General features: G+C 37.1%; 18 protein-coding genes and 1 tRNA gene. 5 read left to right on the top strand and 14 right to left on the bottom strand.

Features of this window, described 5'->3' with window-relative positions; all coding sequences use genetic code 11:
• Positions 1–2 precede the first annotated feature (2 nt).
• The 3 genes from putA to icmT form a co-directional block, all read right to left on the bottom strand.
• A complete protein-coding gene (putA, locus tag AAHF87_RS00445; RefSeq protein ID WP_342146238.1) occupies positions 3–3,140 on the bottom strand; it encodes a bifunctional proline dehydrogenase/L-glutamate gamma-semialdehyde dehydrogenase PutA in 3,138 nt (1,045 codons plus the stop codon).
• Positions 3,141–3,360: 220 nt separating this feature from the next.
• Positions 3,361–3,699 (bottom strand): type IV secretion IcmS family protein, encoded by a 339-nt coding sequence (locus AAHF87_RS00440; RefSeq protein WP_342146237.1) that lies wholly within the window; start codon positions 3,697–3,699, stop codon positions 3,361–3,363.
• A 6-nt stretch (positions 3,700–3,705) separates the two neighbouring features.
• Entirely contained in the window at positions 3,706–3,966 is a 261-nt protein-coding gene (gene icmT / locus AAHF87_RS00435; protein ID WP_342146235.1) for an IcmT/TraK family protein, read from the bottom strand.
• A 325-nt stretch (positions 3,967–4,291) separates the two neighbouring features.
• Between icmT and AAHF87_RS00430 the strand changes: the two genes are divergently transcribed.
• A tRNA-Phe gene (locus AAHF87_RS00430) sits at positions 4,292–4,367 on the top strand.
• Between the two features lie 147 nt (positions 4,368–4,514).
• On the opposite strand, the gene AAHF87_RS00425 is transcribed toward AAHF87_RS00430, so the two are convergent.
• The 8 genes from AAHF87_RS00425 to AAHF87_RS00390 all read right to left on the bottom strand — a co-directional run bounded on the left by AAHF87_RS00425 (position 4,515) and on the right by AAHF87_RS00390 (position 14,222).
• A complete protein-coding gene (locus AAHF87_RS00425; protein WP_342146234.1) occupies positions 4,515–6,176 on the bottom strand; it encodes a CocE/NonD family hydrolase in 1,662 nt (553 codons plus the stop codon).
• Positions 6,169–7,098, bottom strand: coding sequence for a glycosyltransferase family 2 protein (locus tag AAHF87_RS00420; RefSeq protein ID WP_342146233.1), 930 nt, complete (start codon positions 7,096–7,098; stop codon positions 6,169–6,171). Before AAHF87_RS00420 ends, AAHF87_RS00425 begins: the two co-directional genes overlap by 8 nt.
• The gene (locus AAHF87_RS00415; RefSeq protein ID WP_342147848.1) at positions 7,079–8,758 is read right to left on the bottom strand and encodes a carbamoyltransferase C-terminal domain-containing protein; all 1,680 of its coding nucleotides are present in this window, start codon (positions 8,756–8,758) and stop codon (positions 7,079–7,081) included. Before AAHF87_RS00415 ends, AAHF87_RS00420 begins: the two co-directional genes overlap by 20 nt.
• Positions 8,758–9,900, bottom strand: a complete 1,143-nt coding sequence (locus tag AAHF87_RS00410) for a glycosyltransferase (protein ID WP_342146231.1) — start codon at positions 9,898–9,900, stop codon at positions 8,758–8,760. Before AAHF87_RS00410 ends, AAHF87_RS00415 begins: the two co-directional genes overlap by 1 nt.
• 68 nt (positions 9,901–9,968) lie before the next feature.
• The gene (locus AAHF87_RS00405) at positions 9,969–10,820 is read right to left on the bottom strand and encodes a DMT family transporter (protein ID WP_342146230.1); all 852 of its coding nucleotides are present in this window, start codon (positions 10,818–10,820) and stop codon (positions 9,969–9,971) included.
• A 41-nt stretch (positions 10,821–10,861) separates the two neighbouring features.
• Positions 10,862–12,052 carry a non-hydrolyzing UDP-N-acetylglucosamine 2-epimerase gene (gene wecB / locus AAHF87_RS00400; protein ID WP_342146228.1) on the bottom strand — a complete coding sequence of 397 codons (1,191 nt, stop codon included), beginning with the start codon at positions 12,050–12,052 and terminating at the stop codon, positions 10,862–10,864.
• Positions 12,049–13,077 carry a small ribosomal subunit Rsm22 family protein gene (locus AAHF87_RS00395; protein WP_342147847.1) on the bottom strand — a complete coding sequence of 343 codons (1,029 nt, stop codon included), beginning with the start codon at positions 13,075–13,077 and terminating at the stop codon, positions 12,049–12,051. Before AAHF87_RS00395 ends, wecB begins: the two co-directional genes overlap by 4 nt.
• A 71-nt stretch (positions 13,078–13,148) precedes the next feature.
• A complete protein-coding gene (locus AAHF87_RS00390; RefSeq protein ID WP_342146226.1) occupies positions 13,149–14,222 on the bottom strand; it encodes a hypothetical protein in 1,074 nt (357 codons plus the stop codon).
• 440 nt (positions 14,223–14,662) lie between these two features.
• Between AAHF87_RS00390 and AAHF87_RS00385 the strand changes: the two genes are divergently transcribed.
• Positions 14,663–15,037, top strand: a complete 375-nt coding sequence (locus AAHF87_RS00385) for a DegT/DnrJ/EryC1/StrS family aminotransferase (protein ID WP_342147846.1) — start codon at positions 14,663–14,665, stop codon at positions 15,035–15,037.
• A 409-nt stretch (positions 15,038–15,446) separates the two neighbouring features.
• On the opposite strand, the gene AAHF87_RS00380 is transcribed toward AAHF87_RS00385, so the two are convergent.
• The 3 genes from AAHF87_RS00380 to AAHF87_RS00370 all read right to left on the bottom strand — a co-directional run bounded on the left by AAHF87_RS00380 (position 15,447) and on the right by AAHF87_RS00370 (position 16,361).
• Entirely contained in the window at positions 15,447–15,764 is a 318-nt protein-coding gene (locus AAHF87_RS00380; RefSeq protein WP_342146225.1) for an addiction module antidote protein, read from the bottom strand.
• A gap of 3 nt (positions 15,765–15,767) precedes the next feature.
• Positions 15,768–16,097 carry a type II toxin-antitoxin system RelE/ParE family toxin gene (locus tag AAHF87_RS00375; protein ID WP_342146224.1) on the bottom strand — a complete coding sequence of 110 codons (330 nt, stop codon included), beginning with the start codon at positions 16,095–16,097 and terminating at the stop codon, positions 15,768–15,770.
• A gap of 69 nt (positions 16,098–16,166) precedes the next feature.
• Positions 16,167–16,361, bottom strand: a complete 195-nt coding sequence (locus tag AAHF87_RS00370) for a hypothetical protein (RefSeq protein WP_342146223.1) — start codon at positions 16,359–16,361, stop codon at positions 16,167–16,169.
• A gap of 256 nt (positions 16,362–16,617) precedes the next feature.
• Here AAHF87_RS00370 and AAHF87_RS00365 point away from each other — a divergent pair, with 256 nt between their 5' ends.
• The 3 genes from AAHF87_RS00365 to AAHF87_RS00355 all read left to right on the top strand — a co-directional run bounded on the left by AAHF87_RS00365 (position 16,618) and on the right by AAHF87_RS00355 (position 18,376).
• Complete coding sequence (locus AAHF87_RS00365; RefSeq protein WP_342146222.1) at positions 16,618–17,529, top strand: aminoglycoside phosphotransferase family protein; 912 nt, start codon at positions 16,618–16,620, stop codon at positions 17,527–17,529.
• Between the two features lie 160 nt (positions 17,530–17,689).
• On the top strand, positions 17,690–18,088 hold the full coding sequence (gene panD / locus AAHF87_RS00360) for an aspartate 1-decarboxylase (protein ID WP_342146221.1): 399 nt from the start codon (positions 17,690–17,692) through the stop codon (positions 18,086–18,088).
• A 42-nt stretch (positions 18,089–18,130) separates the two neighbouring features.
• Positions 18,131–18,376, top strand: coding sequence for a hypothetical protein (locus AAHF87_RS00355; RefSeq protein ID WP_342146219.1), 246 nt, complete (start codon positions 18,131–18,133; stop codon positions 18,374–18,376).
• Positions 18,377–18,477 lie beyond the last annotated feature (101 nt).

Genomic DNA, 18,477 nt, shown 5'->3' with positions numbered 1-18,477 from the left:
CGTTATTCCTCCAGGCAAAGCAAAGAGGCATTACCTCCAGCCGCCGTCGTATTGATGGACAATGAGCGTTCTAAACATAGACGAGGTAAATAATGCGGCCCGCCTGCTTTAGGTCCCGTTCCAGAAAGACCTTCGCCACCAAAAGGTTGTACGCCTACTACCGCGCCTATCATAGAACGGTTAACATATTGATTTCCGACGTGAACCTGACGTGAAATCGACTCGACGGTGTGTTGAATTCGACTTTGTATCCCTAAGGTCAAACCATATCCGGTATGATTGATAGCGTGGATCACCTGTTCACGATCTTTCGCCGCATAACGAATAAGATGTAAGATAGGACCAAAAACTTCACGTTTTAAAAGATCTAAACTCGGTAATTCAAACAGACTAGGCGCAAAGAAATTCGTTAGATCCAATCCATTCGGTAGCTTGCATTGATAGAGCAATTTAGCTTCTTTCGACATGCGATCAAAATGTTCCTGTAAAGTTTGCTTGGCCGCACTATCGATCACCGGACCGACATCGGTAAATAGCTCGCTAGGATCACCTAATTTAAGTTCGGCCATCGCACCGCAAAGCATTTCAATTAACGAATCTGCCATTTCCTCTTGTACAAACAATACACGTAACGCAGAACAACGTTGTCCAGCACTACCAAAAGCCGAATTCAATACGTCAACTACCACTTGTTCCTTAAGCGCTGAACTATCAACGATCATGGCATTCTGTCCACCGGTCTCCGCAATAAAAGGTAAAATTCCACCCTCGCGACTTGCTAAACCTTGATTGATTTCACGTGCGGTTTCAGTTGAACCCGTAAATACGATTCCTTTAATACGCGGATCGAAGGTTATTTTTGGCCCAATAACCGCACCGCTTGCAGGTAAAAGCTGGAGTACATCGCCAGGAATTCCTGCTTCATGTAAAAGCTGAACGGCCGCGGTGGCGATTAACGGGGTTTGGCTGGCAGGCTTAGCAATCACGGTATTACCCGTCACTAAAGCGGCCGTCACTTGGCCAATAAAGATAGCTAAAGGAAAATTCCAGGGACTAATACAGGCGATAACCCCTCGGCCCTGGAAACTTAACCAATTTTCCTCACCGGTCGGTCCCGGTAATAATTGCGGCATTAAATCCAAGCGAGCACGCATGGCGTAATAACGGCAAAAATCAACCGCCTCTCTGACTTCAGCAAGTGCATCATTGACTGTTTTACCACCCTCTTTGATGGCTAGAGCCATAAATTCACTTAAGCGTCGTTCAAAGAGATCCGCAGCGCGTTCTAAGCAAGCCGCGCGGGTTTCTATCGGTGTATTTGCCCAACTAAAATTTATCTGATAAGCGTTGCTTATTGCCTGCTCTAATTGTTCACTACTCGCCAAACTGACATGGCCAACAATTTGTTGTGGATTGGCGGGATTGCTAATAGCACGGGTTTTTTCGCCAGCTGCTAAAACACCTTTAATTAACGGTCCGGCGATGTAAGTTTTTTTAGCAGCACTCTCTATTTGACTAGCGAGTGGTTCCCAAGTTTCACTATCCGCAAAATCGAAACCCCGAGAATTTTTCCGACCGGGTCCATAAATATCTCTCGGTAGGGGAATTTTAGGATGTGGAATCGTATTCAATTGATATAATTTTTGCACCGGATCTTCTAGCATTTCTTCGATAGGGATGTTCGGATCAATAATACGATTAACAAACGAAGTATTGGCACCATTTTCTAACAAACGTCTCACCAAATAAGCGAGCAGGTCTTCATGCCCGCCAACCGGTGCATAAACACGGCAAGGAATGTTAAGCTGCTTAGGACCTACGATATGATCGTACAAGGTATATCCCATACCATGTAGACATTGCATTTCGAAGTCTTGATTCTTTCCCGCCAATTCGAGTACGGTTGCTAAGGTATAGGCATTATGTGTAGCAAACTGCGGATAGATTTGCGCAGAATGGGCCAATAATTTTTTTGCACAAGCCACAAAACAAACATCGGTTGCTGCTTTGCGCGTAAACACTGGATAGGCTTGTAAACCTTTTATTTGGGCATTTTTAATTTCAGTATCCCAATAAGCCCCTTTAATTAAGCGCACCATCCAACGTTTATTTTGTTGCTTAGCCAAATCAATCAACCAATCGATCACATAAGATGCGCGTTTTTGATAAGCTTGCACGGCCAAACCAAATCCTTCCCAATCCGCTAAATCAGCATCACAAAATACCGCACCGATAATATCTAAGGAAATATCCAAACGATCCGCTTCTTCGGCATCGACGGTTAGCGTAATGTTATTGGCTTTCGCCGCTAAAGCTAATATTTTTAATTGCTTAATTAAAAAAGGAACTACAACTTCTTTTTTAGCAAACTCATAACGCGGATGCAACGCGGATAACTTGACTGAAATACCCGGTGCATCATTCAGTGATTTGCCTGATGCCGCTTTACCAATGGCAATGATGGCGGTTTGATAAGCTTGAAAATAGCGCTCAGCATCCTTCTCGGTACGTGCCGCCTCACCTAACATATCGTAAGAAAAACGATAGCCTTTAGCTTCATAAGCCTTAGCCCGTTTCAAGGCTTCATCAATTCCTTGACCCATCACAAATTGGCGCCCTAGCATCTGCATGGCTTGTTTAACTGCCTTACGGATAATAGGTGCACTGGTTTTACCGACAAAGCGGCGGAATGCATTCGTTAAACCGCTGGTTTGATCCGACTGTAATAATTTCCCAGTTAACACTAAGCCCCAGGTACTGGCATTAACAAAAAAAGAAGCACTTTGACCGAGATGAGCAGCCCAATCGGCATTGGTAATTTTATCTTTTAATAAAGCGTCGATGGTATCGCTGTCCGGTATACGTAATAGTGCTTCTGCCAAACACATCAATGCAATACCTTCTTCACTGGATAAATCATATTCATATAAAAACGCGTCTAAGCCGCCTTTGGATAAACGCTGTGCTCGAATCTGCTCAATTAATTTAGCTGCACGTTGGGCAATTTTTTCGGTCACTTGACGAGGTAAAGCAGCTTGCTGCAATAAATGTTTAGCGCACGACGTTTCATCAGCATAATAAGCTTGCGCTATAGCTAACCTTAACGGATTTTTCTTAACTGATATTAAGGGAAACGACATTCGGGCCTCTATAAAAATTCCAAAAAATTATTTTTTTAATACTCTTCGCACTAGTTTTTGTCTGCGTTGCTGCTCAACCCGCAATCCTCATGTATGTTTATAGACTAAGGTTGTTCCTTTTCGCAGCGCTTTGACAGCAATCCAATTGCTGTGAGTATATTTCTAAACTGAACTAATATTCTATAGAATAATTCATGGTGATTGTCTTTTAAATGCTGTACTAGTCGTACATGAGTTCATCAAGCGGGGTTTGTGCAGTTGAGCCTCCATTTTGCATCAACTCACATAATACATCTGTAATACAAAGATAGCGTAAGATATTAGGTGTGACCTCATCAAAATTTGCCTTCACACCTAGCAACGATTGTTCTATCTCATCAAAACTAACACCAATTCCATAACCTAAACAAAGCGAGCACAGCTGATCGGCACGACGGGCAATAGCAGGCAACAATCCTACCTCCGAAAAAACCTCATCGTAGGTAATGGGCCTACCCTTCAAAGTAAAATTGACCCGTAAGGCTTTAGCAATGGAGTGTAAGGCTTTTTTTAATTCCATGGGGTCTTACTCCTTCCACCATGGAATAGCCATCTTACGCGGCCCAGCCAATACGGTGCGCAACCAACGTAAAAAAACCGTAACAGAAAAACCATAGCGTTCCAATAAGCCAAAAAACGCCATGGCTACTAACGCCAATACAAAGCTCCAAACGCGAATATGTAATAAAAACAAGAGTAACGGGAAAGCGGCACGCGCATCGATTAAAAAAAATCGTGGTATGCGTGCCGAGTCACGCCAATGTGCTGCTGTAGGAACCCGTGCCATAAAATAGTCCCATGACCTAATTTGGTTAATATTCTATCATTTATGGCGGGAATCATACAGCAACTGATTATAAATTTAAAGCTGAGAAATAGCATCTAGGATATGCGTTTCAGCACTCATGCCCACTCTTCTATCCAGGTGTTTTAAAATACCGTCTTGTACTCATATTGACTAATAAATTTTATGATTCGCTTGACTCAACTTTAACTAAACGCTTTAATACGCAACCTGGCGTCAGGTTTAAAAAAAACGTAATCTGCACGAGAAAATGTAAACCTGGTCTAGTTTACAAAAAAAAGTAATACGCCCGAAAAAACGTCAATTTGGCCGAATAGCTCAGTCGGTAGAGCAGAAGACTGAAAATCTTTGTGTCGGTGGTTCGATTCCACCTTCGGCCACCAGATAAATCAAACACTTACATCCTCAAACCCAGTATAAAAAATCCCTTGCGCGACTTTTGCGGAATTTAGATTTACTTCTTTAGGTTATGAATATCGATGCGGAAATTCACTGCATCTAGCAAAGGAATATTTTGGTAATGTTAATTTCTAAGACTTTAAAAAAGATATTCCATCTTTTGGATAATCTCCCAATACTGGTAGGTTTATATGTGATAAATGATTGGGTCCCATATAAATTTGTACTATTGCCCTATTTGGATTTAAATCAGTATGCGGAAAATTAGAAGACGCAACTTTAAAACCTATACAATGTCCTGCTCCAAAAGTTATCGCAGTTGATCCCACATCTAAGTCAAAAATGTTTATCTCATTTTTTTTTAATCGCTCTCTATGAACGCTTGAAACCATATTATATGTAGAACCATCAGGATATATATCTAGTAATGTCATAACGATATCAAGCGATTCTACGTTTGTGCTTAGATATAGCCGCGCAGTTACTTTTCCAACAATTGTTAAGCTATCTGCTAATTTAGAGGAAACAAATAACAGTAAATCATACCTATGAAAGTGCGAAGATTGGTTGAATGGGCCAGGTGCGCCATAAAGAGTAGGATCTAAAAATCTCCCGCCAAGAGGAGAAGGCAAAGATGCCGGCTCATAGAAAAATTTTATCTCGTTGAAATCCGCTGGTTTAGAGAACTCTAAACTATGCTTTAATAGAGATGATTTCGAATTATCTTTACTATGTAAGTATAGATTAATCACATTTGTTTCCGCAGTAGGAGGCCAAGTTGTAAATTCACGCCAACTATTTTCCCCCATGATAAAAACTCGGGCACCTCCTTTGACTGGCTTTTTTTCTAAAGCGGCCAACAGCCACTCATGTATTTCATTCATCGTATCGCTAAAAAACCCATCAGCATTAACTCCAAAATCTAGTTGACCCACAATAGGTGAATATAATTGGGTATGTGACCATGGGCCAATGACTAATCTCTGACTTTCTTGAGCATAGCCCTTCGGAAGCTGGTTTCTCATCAAGGAATAATCTTCCAAGCTCCCCTCACAAAAAATATCGTACCATCCAGCTAAGTGAAATGCGGGAATAGACGGTATTTTTTTCTCAATGCTTGGTAATTGTTGCCAAAATGGATCATCGGATGACTTTAACCAATCATTATAAGGTTTAAAAAACTGCCTAAGCGGTGAACAATCAGGCGCATACTCATAGAGTTTTTCCAATTTATAAACATACTCTTGCATCTCTTTAGTCTCTTTATCAGACTTAGACGAAGCAGTGTATGCAAAGCTTAATCCCCAAGATTGTGCGAAAGCATGTCTAAATGCTCCATTTTCAAAAAACCATTGCTTATAAATATCACTTGCTGTTATTTGCGGACTGATTGCCCCTAATCCCGGAATATCTTGATGGGCACAACACCATTGGACATAACCCACATAAGATGTGCCTGACATTGCTATTTTTCCATTACACCATGATTGTTTCTTGAGCCACTCAATAGTGTCTTTGCCATCATTCATCTCTTGCATAAATGGCAAGAAGCTTCCCTCAGATTCGATCCTTCCGCGAACATTTTGCACAACCACCGCCCAACCTAGTCGCGCTAAATTAATCGCATCTATGTGTGACAATGCATCCTGACGCATATAAGGTGTTCGCAACAAAAGCACAGGATGAGGGATACCATCCGATTTAATTAAAAAGTCAGCAACAAGCCGCAGACTATCTCTCATAGGAATATAGAGTTTATCTACGACTAAAGGATAAGAATGTTTTTTATTCAATTTCTTGGAGCCTTTTTAAAACAAATTTAGACGAAATTGAAATAATATCACCCACTTTATTTGCTGGAAGCCCAAATATCTTCCGTAAAAAATAAAATCGTTGTTTTTTATTTCTTAGGAGAAGATCGCAAAAAAAGTATACTAAAAGCAATTTAGATATAGACTTGTTTTTTTTAAAAACATAATAAATATCTTTCCATTGATTTTTCTTAGACGTGATGGAAGTCAAGGAAAATTCATTTAATGACTTAAATAGAACTGATTTCTCAAGAAACTCACAATCAAAATCAAAGGCATGCCTGAATAAACGCAGAGTTACATCTAAATCTTCACCATAAGTTATATTTTCGTCATAAACTACAGGAAATAAAGGTAACGAATTTAAAAAGTCGCCTCTTACAAAAATTGCAGGATGGGCTGCAGCATAGGCGCCTTTTTTTAGCATTCCCTGCTTTGTTCTAAATTTTATTTTTGTTCCATAAAGTGTTGAAACATACGTTTTTTCATCAAAAAATGTTAATACTCCACAAATTATTTTATTATATTTTCCAATCTGCAATGAGTGACTAATGATATATTGATCGACTAAAAAGTCATCTGCATCCAGTCGCATTATCCAGCAAGAATCATCAAGCAAGTAATTTTTTTTAATATAAGCATAACCTGCATTTAATGGCCTGGAGGCACTTGGCCTTTCTTGAGGTATTCTTTTTAATAGGATATAGATAACCCGATTTTCTTGTCGAAAGTTAGTAGCTATAACATCACCGGTCCCATCTGATGATCCATGATTAACAATTATTATTTTTATATCGATTTCTTTTTGATCAAGCACACTCATAACAGAGCGTTTAATGCACTGCTCTACGTTATAAGCGGGAATAATGATATAGACAGTAGGTTTAGCAGGTGGTATTAACATAGTCTCTTTTCTCAGTTTTCTGAGCACTCGTTGTAACTTTTACGCTCTTTTTTATTAGATGTCCTCCAAGATAAAGAATATCAATAGGTACTTGTAGGAATGCCTCAATTGCGTCATCGGGTGTTTCCACTATTGGTGTTCTAATGTTAAAAGAAGTATTTAACACACACCCAACACCTGAGATTCTCTCAATAGTGCTAGTAATTTTTCCCAAAGAAGATTCTTCTGTAACAGTCTGGACTCTAGCTGTGCCATCAATATGTAACCCAGAAGGTATTAATTGCTTAGCCTTTTCATGACTTTTCACAATGTACATCATATAGGGGGATGATTCTTTCGTATCAAAGTATTTTGATAGATTCTTTTCCATAACAACAGGAGCAATCGGGCGAAATGATTCTCTAAACTTAATTTTTTCATTCAAAATATCTTTGCTTCGTTTGGCATGAGGTAATGCTAAAATACTCCTGTTTCCTAAAGCTCTTGGCCCATGCTCTGAACGTCCTTCATACCAAGCAACGATACGCTCATCTAAAATGGCTTTTGAAGCCAATTCAATAGCTTCTTCCTTCTCTATTTTGTTACCAGTCAAATTATATTTTTTTAATGCTTGTAAAATACTCTCTTCTGAATATGAATACCCTAGAAAAGCAAGTTCATTCTTAATGGGTCGCCATGGCATATCGAAAACATGATATGTTGCAAACAAGGCACAACCTACTGCAATGCCACCGTCATGAACAGATGGCGGTACAAATACATTTTCGAAGAAACCACTCTCTCTTATCCGAGTATTTAAATATCCATTAAGTGCGACTCCTCCTGATAAAGCAAGATTCTTATAACCAGAAATCTTTGCAAATTTTTCAACCATTGATAATCCTGCTTCTTCTGTTATGTACTGTATTGCGTAAGCAACATCTTTTGAAATTTTCTCTTTCCATGATATGCCCGCTGATATAAATGGCGGCGAAAAATGATCTGGCCAGCAATTTTTTATGGTAAAGGCTCCTTCCAAAATATTACGAACAGGTGCATAAAAACGCTCTCTAAATTGATCGACCATTACATCGGAACCGTAAGCAGCTAACCCCATTAGTTTTCCTGCCATATTTCCATCGCCAAATAGTGTGTTCGCGTAGGTAAACCAGAGTGAACCAAAATCAGAGTTATCTATACGTTTTAGCCACTCTAATTTGTTATCTTTCCAAGAAGAAATAGTTGTAGAGGAATAAGCATCTTCTGTATAGAAATCGCCGCCTCCATCCCATGTGATAACGGAGGTATTGTCAAAATCGCTGGTATAACGCGCATACGATGCGTGCGCTAAATGATGCGGAATGGATACAGCAGGTAAAATTTTATTGAATATTTCAACTGTATGCATTTCCCACTGCTCAGGGTTCTTGTATTTTTTACCGGTTAATGTCAAAAATCCAGGTTCTGTATTTTTATGGACAGGTTCGCTTGTAGCAATGCAAGCAATATCATTCACTGTCAAGCCAAGATAGCCTAGTGAACGTGCAATGAAGGATACTATTTCGCCTGAATCATGGCGCTTTTTCGTGAAACGTTCCTTCTCAAAAGCACCCAACAACTTTCCATCTTTAACGATACACCAATTAGCATCATGTCCCCCAGAAATGCCTAAAATGATCATCAAAGAGCTCCTATAAAATAGTCAAGCGCATTGAGACGACGCTGCCAAGTATTACTCTGCCTAAATTTATCCATATCAGCCTTGTCTTTTTCAGCGATATTTTGTTTATGCGCTTTCGCAAGGCTCTGAGCAATTTCATCAAAGTTATTTCCTGTATAAACTTGTGGGTACCCTGTAATTTGCGTTAGATTTGGAGAAACAACCGGTAATCCCGCTGCTAAATATTCGAATACTTTTAGCGGGGAGCAAGCTAGTGTTAATTCATTCACTTTAAAGGGAATGATCCCAACATCAGATTTAATTAACCATTGCGCTAAATCCGTATGTAATATTTCAGGTAGCATTGTGACATTAGAATGAGAACCTAACTCTTCAGCTAACTTAACAGTATCAACCCCATCATTTTCATCAATAGTCGATGTTACAGCGCCAATGAAAGTAAAATTATATTTAGGAAACTTCCGTACCAAATATATGCTTAAATCCCAATCAAACCAGGATGGCCAAATTGCGCCGATATATAAAACATTTTTACTGTTGTTATTAATTACCTTTTCATGTTTTGACTCATCGATTCTCTGTATGAATTGATTACTAATTGCATTTTCTAACAGTAATTTTGGTTTCTCTTTCGGTAGTAAATTTATTAAATACTGGCTGATAGTAGTGATATGGGTGGCTGATTGTATGTATTGTTCTTCTACATATTTATCTCCCCATGGCTGAACAGAAAATGCTTCCCAATAGTCCATCTGATCATAAATAAATGGGATATTTTTTTTATTGATGAACTCTAGATATCCCAAGTATAAATCAACGGGATTATGCGCACGTATATAATCTGGTTTAAAAGTGACTGTTAACTCCTCTAATGAAGAAAAGGAATTATTTTCATTTTCCGAAAAAGGTTTTAGACACCTTAGACAATTTCCAGATAAAACATATAAAGAAAGATTTTTATAAATATCGTTAGCATACCATTTGCTGACATTTTCTATATCGGTATCACTTGCACATACAAAAATTATTTGACGAAATAGACCCAAATCCTCAACTAATAATTGATGTGGCCTATGTCCACCCCCTGCAATCCATAAGTGATAATAGCTTAAGACAAGTATTTTTTTTATAGCTAACTTCATATAAATGTTCCATCCTGGAAAAGTTACTTAGGCTGTAATTTACAAGAATATAACTAACAAGCAAAGCATTATTTTTTTTTATTTTGGTAACTAATCAGAGAGAGTGTACTAGCGATAATTAAAAAAACACCTACAAAAGCTATTGATTTTGGTATTTCTGACCAAATAATAAATCCAAAAAGTACCGTCCAAATAAGAGAAGTATAACCTAATGGGGCAACAAGATAAGAAGGGGCATCCCTATAAGATTGCGTCATAAGTAGTTGACCTAAACAATCACCAATCCCTAGCAAAATTAATAGCAATAGATCGTACTCGCTTGGAGTGGTCCAGTGTATCGGTAAAATAGGAAATAAAGCCGCAGTGGTTATTAGGGTGTAATAAAAAGTAGTGGTAATACTATTTTCATATTTTCCAATATAACGAATAGTAATCAAAGCTAATGCGGTAAAAATCGCGCTTAACAAAGCAAATATTGAGTTTAACTGCAAAATGCTTGCGCTGCTACGTACAACCATAAGCGCACCAATTAATCCAACCAAAACACAACTCCCATCTTTAAAACCAACCCTTTCTTTCAAAAGAATCGATGAAAAAATAATCACAAATAAGGGAACCGAGAACAAAGTTGCAGTAACATCGGCAATGGGTAACTTAGAAAGTGCAGTATAGAAAAAAAACATTGCACTCAACCCTAAAAAAGCATGCAAGAAATGCCATTTAAGGTGAGAGCTTGTATATTTAATTTGTTTTTTAGATAGAATTCCCAAGCACATAATGACAGCAATGGCATTTCTAAAAAATATAATCTCAGTAATCGCATACGTTGCGCTTGTCCATTTAACTAATACAGAAGTAAGAGATACAAAAAAAACAGCAGTTAACATATATACTACTGCAATTAGCGACTTTTTTTCCATGGATATAGTATCGCGCAAGTTTGTAATTTTAAAAGCTATTGTCACGTGATCGAATATATTGCTCGCTGTGAGTTCGCATCAAGATTAATCATGGCGCTGAAATCATATTGATCTTTTATAATATTTTTTAAGCTATTAACAATCCGTTGGCTAGCCTTTCCATCGCCAAAGGGATTTTGTAAAAAGCTCGTCTTATTATAATACGTTTCATCTTCTAATAACTTTATCGCCTCGGCATATATTCTTTTTTGACAGGTTCCGACCAATTTTATAGTACCCGTAAGCAACGCTTCATGTCTTTCTGTATTATCGCGCATAACCAGTACAGGCTTTCCTAAACTAGGCGCCTCTTCTTGTATCCCACCTGAATCTGTCAATATCAAGTAAGATTTTTTCATCAAAAAAACAAATGATAAATAATCTTGGGGTTCTATTAAGAACATATTTTTTTTATTTCCTAAGGTTTCTCGCACATAGTGGTTAACGGCAGGATTTGGATGAACCGGATATATCACCTCAACATCATCGCGCGCCCCTAACAAAGCAATCGCCTCACAAATAGATTTAAATTTTTTGATATTATTTTCTCTCCGATGTCCGGTTATCAAAATCAGTTTTTTCTGATTATTCAAATAAAAAAATTTGGCATGTAAACTAGCACGTAACTCACGCTCATTTTCTATCCTGCGTACAACATATATTAAAGCATCAATAACCGTATTCCCTGTAACAATGATTTTTTTATGCTCAATACCCTCTCGTAACAAATTCATCTTCGCATTTTCTGTTGGGGCAAAGTGTATGTCCGCTATCGCTGTCGTGAGTTTCCTATTTATTTCTTCTGGCCACGGAGAATACATATCTCCGCTGCGTAAGCCTGCCTCAACATGAACAACAGGTATTTTTTCATAAAATGCAGCCAATGAAGCAGCAAATGTTGTCGATGTATCACCATGCACAATGACTTTATCCGGCATACAATCTCTTAAAACTATTCTGAGTTTATTAAGCACATTGACTGTTATATCGGTGAGATTTTGACTAATCTTCATTAAATTCAAATCATAGTTTGGCTTTATTTGAAAAAGATCTAAAACTTGATCAAGCATGCCTCGATGCTGTGCCGTTACACAAGTCATGGAGTTACTTCCAAACTCCGTTGCTAAAGCTTTCACAGTAGGAGCCATTTTTATTGCTTCTGGACGTGTCCCAAATATAGAAAGAATTTTCATCGTGGTATCTCTAAGGCTTCGCCCCATTTCATTTTTTTAGCCGTCTTAAAGACACTACCTTGTTTACGACTAATAGTTATTTTTTTTATATTATCTGATGCACAAACATCAAATAGAATGTGACCTGAATGTTTTGAAGGGGACTTTAAAATCCGATCTCCTTCTCTATCGACAACTTCTTTTGTAATAATTAAATAAGAATAGGGTTCATCTTCATAACCAAGAGTTCCTTTTTTAAGGGATTTCTGCCAGAAAGATCTTTCAATCCGCTCAGCAAAATGACACCAATCATCATTATTATTGTGTATTGGGCACCTTCCATGATGTGAACAAGGTGCCGCTATAAATCCTCCCTTCGATAGAAAAAAGTCACGAGCCTCCATGCAATTACTAAATCCTCTTGGAGTTCCAGGCTCAATAATAACTATTGCTTGATTGGCTAACACCCATACTTTCTCAAAAAGGGTTTGTCTCAAATCTTTCTGTTGCTCTATAAGGAAATAAGAGAGAGTTACAAGATCGTGGGAAGGCAGCTCAAGATTTTTATCAATGTTCATATGCTTCCAATTAACTCGCTGCCAAAATGGATTGGTACTATAACCAGCTACTTTTTGAGCAAGTTTAATCATTGCTGCGTCTTGATCAAGCGCACTCACCTTACTAAGGTTTGTGTTTTCCATTGCTGCCCATAAAACAGCTCCTGTTCCTGTACCAAGATCAAGAATACTTTCAATTTTTTTGGATAGCTTAAAAGAAAAAATTTGCTTTAATATTTTATTCGCTACTGCAAAGGTTGCGGGCATACGAGTTCGTAAATAAGCGGCAAGCTCCACTTGAATTGACAACAAAAAAGTGGGAAGTCCCATGGACAAATCTTTTTTTCTTAAAGCAGTATGCTTTAACCCTGCATACATTTTTTGTAGATTTTTATAGGCTTCCGCCAACTCTATGTGGCTATAAGCCATATCACCTTCAGCCATGGTTTTTTCTATAGCGGCTAATAACTCAAAATCGGTCTTATTCATTTTCACGGGAAATCCATTTAAGAATATTAATGGTAAAAATAGGGCTGAAAAATATAAAGAGAAATCTAATTTCAGTAAGCAAAAGCTCTGCTTTGGACAGGAACCTCGATATCCGGCGATAAAAGATCATGATCCCAATCTTCTGCATCACTCCTCCTACTTGGCCCGCTCGTTTCACTGTATGAGCGGATATGAGAAGGATCTAATATATACGATTGATAATGCGCATCTACTTTTTTTAACCACTCTGCTATACAATTTGTTATAAATGGAATATAGAAACTACCCATAGAAATACCACTTGAAATAGCCAGAGTAAACGCCAACCCATATGCTATATCATCCGTCATAAACGATTCAACTTTTTTTGATGCTCTAGCTGTTGCATATGAGGTTTGAAATGCTTCAATGCTAGCAGCAGTGGTCCATGTTACTTGCATAGCGATAATTACTGCGGGTGGAACCAGCTTAGCCAACCTATAACAAATAGTACTTTTAGTATAAGATCCATTACCATCTTCTAAGCTTTCAGTCGTACTTTTCGAGAAAAAATGCGCTTTCAAAGAACCCCAGCAAGTCCCCACACAAGCAGTATAAGAGCCCATATGTTTAAATGGAAAAAGAGTACTTAACCGTTTAATAATCCTTAAGTTATCAATTTTTTTTCCATAGCTTGACAAAACAGTCGGGGCGTCAGAATAGTTATATGTGAGTATGGCCATCGTAAATGCAATGAGTGACATCGGAATAGCATATTTTCTACCTGATGATTTCTCATCACCAGTCGCCATTTCTATCGAAAGTATTTGCACTCCCATATTTGCTAAGGCAGCTACAAAATTAATGCTACTTCCTAACGTCCCCAAATTTCTCTCAAAAAAACCTAGTTTAACATCTACCTCAGCCATCACAATTTCAAAATGATCGTACTTCCCCAAATTCTTTCTATTTTTAGGCGGATCAATTTTTTCAGGCCAATTAAAACAGGGATCTTGACTTAAAATATTTTCAATATGTTCTTTAAGGACAGCGGAAATATAAGACCGCCAATTTATCTCAATATCTTCCTTTTTCTTTTCTATGAGTGGTTGTTCTTCCTCTTTTTTATCAAAAAACGAGTTACTTCCAACACCCGATATACGCATTTTGGTTCTTATTCTAGGAAATAAGTCAAAATTACCAAGCTCTGTGATTAGTAGCTGAGATAATTTACCTTCGGAATTATATCTGACTAGAATAGAATATGTGAACTGCACTGGACACCTTTCGTTTTAGTTATACAATGAACGAATCCCTGGCGAATGAATGTTAAATTTTTTATTACAATTAAAAAAGATAAAATGTAATCAGGTAATATACTATGAACCAATATAGAAAAAACTACAAACAAAAAATTAAATTCATGTCTGGTAGTTGTTCTTCAATTTTTAGTAAAACATAATTCGATACGCAACCACAAATATCTTCAGTAATAAAAAAATCCATGCGTATTTCGACATCTTGGACAAAAAACTCAAAACGAACATATTACACTCGGAATGAATTCAAGATTAGATATTATTCAAGCTATCATTTTAAATAGAAGATTAGAAAATTAAATGATTGGAATAAAAAACGTCGTGAAATTGCAAATAGATACATTTTTGAATTTCAAAATTTACCATTTACTTTTCAAGTAATTTCAAGCCATAGTGAGCATGTGTATCATTTATTTCAAATAAAAACGGTGCAACGTAATCAATGGTTACGCTATTTAATTAGCAATGGAATTGATGCCGTTATTCGATATGCTTATCCTATCCACTTACAAGAATCATTTGCTTATTTAAATTATCAGATTGAAGATTTCCCTGTCGCAGAAAATCTTGCAAAAAACTTATTATGTCTTCCCTTACATCCCTACCTTACAGAAAAACAATTTTTGTGGGTTGTTTCTTGTGTAAAAGATTTTTTTTCATAACTTAATGAAGATAATGCTTGAAGGATAAATGTAACTGATTACGCATAGCAGAAGAGATTAAATCGATTTCTCAGAATGGTTTAGCATATTGTAAAAATCCATCCCAGATTCCTCACGCACATAAGGCTGTGTTTATTTGCACTATCACCGAAGGAATATCTAAAACAAATCATGAGACAAGTGATATAGGCTGGTATAAGATTAACGCCCTTCCAGATCTTTCCTTGCATCGAGTAATGCCAAATCAAATTGTAAGATTGTATGAAAATTCTGCAAAACCTGATATTCCCACAGATTTTGACTAATTATTTGAATTCAAAAATAATCTTCGAGTATGCAAGCTTCAGTCCTTGGCTTGCTAGATGTATTTTCAATTAGGAATTTTTATATTGTTTTACCTGCGCGCTCCCTACTTTGAAAAATGATTATGGGGAATGTTTTTAGGTTCAATAACAATATGCATTCCCATAGCGGAAAGAATTTCACTAGTATTTTTAAAATAAGGATTGCCTTTGGGAGAAAGTGTTTTATATAAGCTAGTTCGGCTTTTATGCGCTTTATTTGCTAATTTGTTAACCCCACCTTGAGCCTTAACAACATTGGATAAGGCCAATAAAAAAACTTTGGTGTCACCTTCGCTTAAAGCAGCATTTAAATAACCGGCGGCTTCTTCAGGCTTTTTGAGAGACTCAATTAAATATTTTTGGTAATCAATCTTTTTTTTCATACGCTACTCAGTTAAATAATCATTTAAGTAACTCATCGCCTTTTTTATATCTCTTTTTTGCGTTGATTTATTACCACCTGAAAGAAGAAGGATAATTTTGCTATCTTCTTCGTAAAAATATATTCTATATCCAGCTCCGAATGTTAATCTTAGCTCGAAAATATCTTTATTAATTTGTTTATAATCACCCAAATTACCTAGAGCAATACGATCTAATCGTTCTTTTACACGGAACCTAATGGGTGGATCTAGGCCTTCTAGCCAATTAATGAACGGGCTTTGGCCAGTGCTTTCAGTATAAACTTCTATTTGCTTTTTTAAAGCTATTTGCATGGTTATTGTATCCTTAAAGAGACTTATTGGCAATAGTTACGAAACCAAGAAACATGCGTGTGACTCAAATTATAAAAAATGTAGTTTTGACACGTCATATTTCAATCTACTCGTTTGATAGTCATTCAAACTCAATGCCTTAAAATGAACGGTTAACGACATTGCTAGGTATTTTTTTATAAGTGATAATTCAGCATGTAATTCATAATAATCTTCTCTCATTGAGCGTTGTATGCCAAACAGTTTATCTTTGTTTACCGTCATATTAACCCCCCAAAATTTAGGTATTCAAAAAGATAAAACACCATAAAACATTACATACATATGATTATTATGAAGATATAAAAACTTAGATGGAAGTCCTTAAATTAGAACTCAAAATACAGGAATGCAAAAAACAGATATTGGCAATTTTAAAAGTGTAGCTAGGGTTTCAAAGGAACAATAAGGAACAATATGGCATAATAAGCAAAGAATATAAGATTGATGCTTATTGAATTAACCTACAAGAAATCCCTTCATGAGTCCAATTTATAAAATGAACTTACCTAAAGAATTGATTAAAAATCTCATCAATATTCACGGTGTACAAGGTAAAAAATGGTTGGATGATTTACCGTCTTTTTTATCTTCTTATGAGAAAAAATGGCAATTTACATTTGAAAACTTTTTTAATAATGCCAGTTTTAATGTTGTTGCAGCAGTTACTTTAACGAATGGAAGTTCAGCTGTTCTAAAATGCAGCATTCCAAGCAAAGAATTTACCAATGAAATAACCGCATTGCAGCATTTTAATGGGACGGGGGCTGTAAAAATACTTCGCTCAGATCATCATGCAGGCATTATGTTATTAGAAAAGTTAACGCCCGGAACATTCTTAGAAGAATCCTCTAATGAAATGCAAAATACGCTCATTAGCGTAGAATTAATGAACAAGCTACACAAGCCAATTCAAGAACAAGAAATTTCTTTATTTCCTAGTTTAGCGAATTGGTTTCAAGGATTTGATCGTCTTTATCAGTACTTCCAAGGTGAAACCGGCCCTTTCCCCAAGGGGGTAATTGACCGAGCCCAAGCTATAAGCAAAGAATTATTAGCCTCTATGGGCTCCCTAGTCTTACTGCACGGAGATTTACATTACGCTAATATATTATCATCCGATAAACACGGTTGGTTGAGCATTGATCCTAAGGGTGTAATAGGCGAACGAGAATATGAAATTCCTTTTCCCCGTATTTCCGAAGCTGGAAACGTTAATAAAATTTCCATTAAACGCCGACTCGACCAATTTATTGAAGTTTCTGGATTTGATAGGCAAAGAATCTTGGGCTGGGCTTTTTCTAAAGCAGCACTAGCCGCGTGGTGGTCATTTGAAGATAATGGAGAAATTTGGCAACCCTTCCTCGATTGCGCAGAAATATTAAAAATTTGAAGAATAGACTTCATATGCTTATCTAGACTAAGCAAAGAGGCATACCTTTAAGCTCATCGAAGTTATTATATGGATAATAGATTAAGGGTTTATTAAGCTGTTGAGGTGTTTTGCCTCTCGGGCAAAGTATTAAAAACATTCCAGATAATAGGTAAAAAATATGCAAAGAACATTATTAAAATCAAAATTGCATCAAGCCAAGGTCACACAAGCGGACCTAAATTACGAAGGTTCATTTAGCATTGATGCCGAAATCATGGCCGTATGCAATATCGTTGGGCATGAACAAATTCATGTCTACAACATTACCAATGGTCAACGTTATATAACCTACGCCATCGCGGCGCCTAGCGGATCAAAAATTATGTGCGCAAACGGTGCTTGCGCGCGGCTCACTGCGGTCGGGGATCGAGTCATTATCTGCAGTTATGTACAACTTCAGGAAAACCAATTAAGCACATTCAAACCCATTATTGCTTTACTCAATGAAAATAATGATTATGAACTTTCACCTCAATCTTTAACTATTGACGATAAACAGGTTTTACCTGCCTATTAAATTAGTTTACGATCAAGATACTAGAGTTAAAGGTAAAAATTTATGCGTTATTCGCTGAACCCAGAGCTAGAAGCACAAATGAAACTTGAATGGGAAAAAATCGGTTTATCCAAGGAAATCCAAGCGGCTTTACTGCAGTTTATGGATGCAGCAGCATTGACAATTTTAACTAAAAAATGTCGCCAAATTGCACAATGCCTTGCCGAAGAAGGGCTTGCCCCAGAAACAATAGAACGTATTACCGGGTGTTCGGTTAATGAAATAGCCACTAACATTACTTACCATTAAACCTAAACTTTTTAACAGCACGCTGTGTAACCTCATAGGAATTATGCGCAGCACCCACTAAATAATCTGGAAAACGACGCTGTACCCTATATATCTGGCAA

The organism is Rickettsiella endosymbiont of Aleochara curtula (genome assembly GCF_964030935.1).
In the GTDB taxonomy this organism is placed as follows: Bacteria; Pseudomonadota; Gammaproteobacteria; order Diplorickettsiales; family Diplorickettsiaceae; genus Aquirickettsiella.
This window is presented reverse-complemented; position numbering and strand designations above follow the sequence as displayed.

What these genes read in the sequence shown, in the direction of transcription:
- putA (WP_342146238.1), bottom strand. Translation starts at nt 3,140, where the DNA reads ATGTCGTTTCCCTTAATATCAGTTAAGAAAAATCCGTTAAGGTTAGCT.
- AAHF87_RS00440 (WP_342146237.1), bottom strand. Translation starts at nt 3,699, where the DNA reads ATGGAATTAAAAAAAGCCTTACACTCCATTGCTAAAGCCTTACGGGTC.
- icmT (WP_342146235.1), bottom strand. Translation starts at nt 3,966, where the DNA reads ATGGCACGGGTTCCTACAGCAGCACATTGGCGTGACTCGGCACGCATA.
- AAHF87_RS00420 (WP_342146233.1), bottom strand. Translation starts at nt 7,098, where the DNA reads ATGTTAATACCACCTGCTAAACCTACTGTCTATATCATTATTCCCGCT.
- AAHF87_RS00415 (WP_342147848.1), bottom strand. Translation starts at nt 8,758, where the DNA reads ATGATCATTTTAGGCATTTCTGGGGGACATGATGCTAATTGGTGTATC.
- AAHF87_RS00410 (WP_342146231.1), bottom strand. Translation starts at nt 9,900, where the DNA reads ATGAAGTTAGCTATAAAAAAAATACTTGTCTTAAGCTATTATCACTTA.
- AAHF87_RS00405 (WP_342146230.1), bottom strand. Translation starts at nt 10,820, where the DNA reads ATGGAAAAAAAGTCGCTAATTGCAGTAGTATATATGTTAACTGCTGTT.
- wecB (WP_342146228.1), bottom strand. Translation starts at nt 12,052, where the DNA reads ATGAAAATTCTTTCTATATTTGGGACACGTCCAGAAGCAATAAAAATG.
- AAHF87_RS00395 (WP_342147847.1), bottom strand. Translation starts at nt 13,077, where the DNA reads ATGAATAAGACCGATTTTGAGTTATTAGCCGCTATAGAAAAAACCATG.
- AAHF87_RS00390 (WP_342146226.1), bottom strand. Translation starts at nt 14,222, where the DNA reads ATGCGTATATCGGGTGTTGGAAGTAACTCGTTTTTTGATAAAAAAGAG.
- AAHF87_RS00380 (WP_342146225.1), bottom strand. Translation starts at nt 15,764, where the DNA reads ATGAAAAAAAAGATTGATTACCAAAAATATTTAATTGAGTCTCTCAAA.
- AAHF87_RS00375 (WP_342146224.1), bottom strand. Translation starts at nt 16,097, where the DNA reads ATGCAAATAGCTTTAAAAAAGCAAATAGAAGTTTATACTGAAAGCACT.
- AAHF87_RS00370 (WP_342146223.1), bottom strand. Translation starts at nt 16,361, where the DNA reads ATGACGGTAAACAAAGATAAACTGTTTGGCATACAACGCTCAATGAGA.
- AAHF87_RS00365 (WP_342146222.1), top strand. Translation starts at nt 16,618, where the DNA reads ATGAGTCCAATTTATAAAATGAACTTACCTAAAGAATTGATTAAAAAT.
- panD (WP_342146221.1), top strand. Translation starts at nt 17,690, where the DNA reads ATGCAAAGAACATTATTAAAATCAAAATTGCATCAAGCCAAGGTCACA.
- AAHF87_RS00355 (WP_342146219.1), top strand. Translation starts at nt 18,131, where the DNA reads ATGCGTTATTCGCTGAACCCAGAGCTAGAAGCACAAATGAAACTTGAA.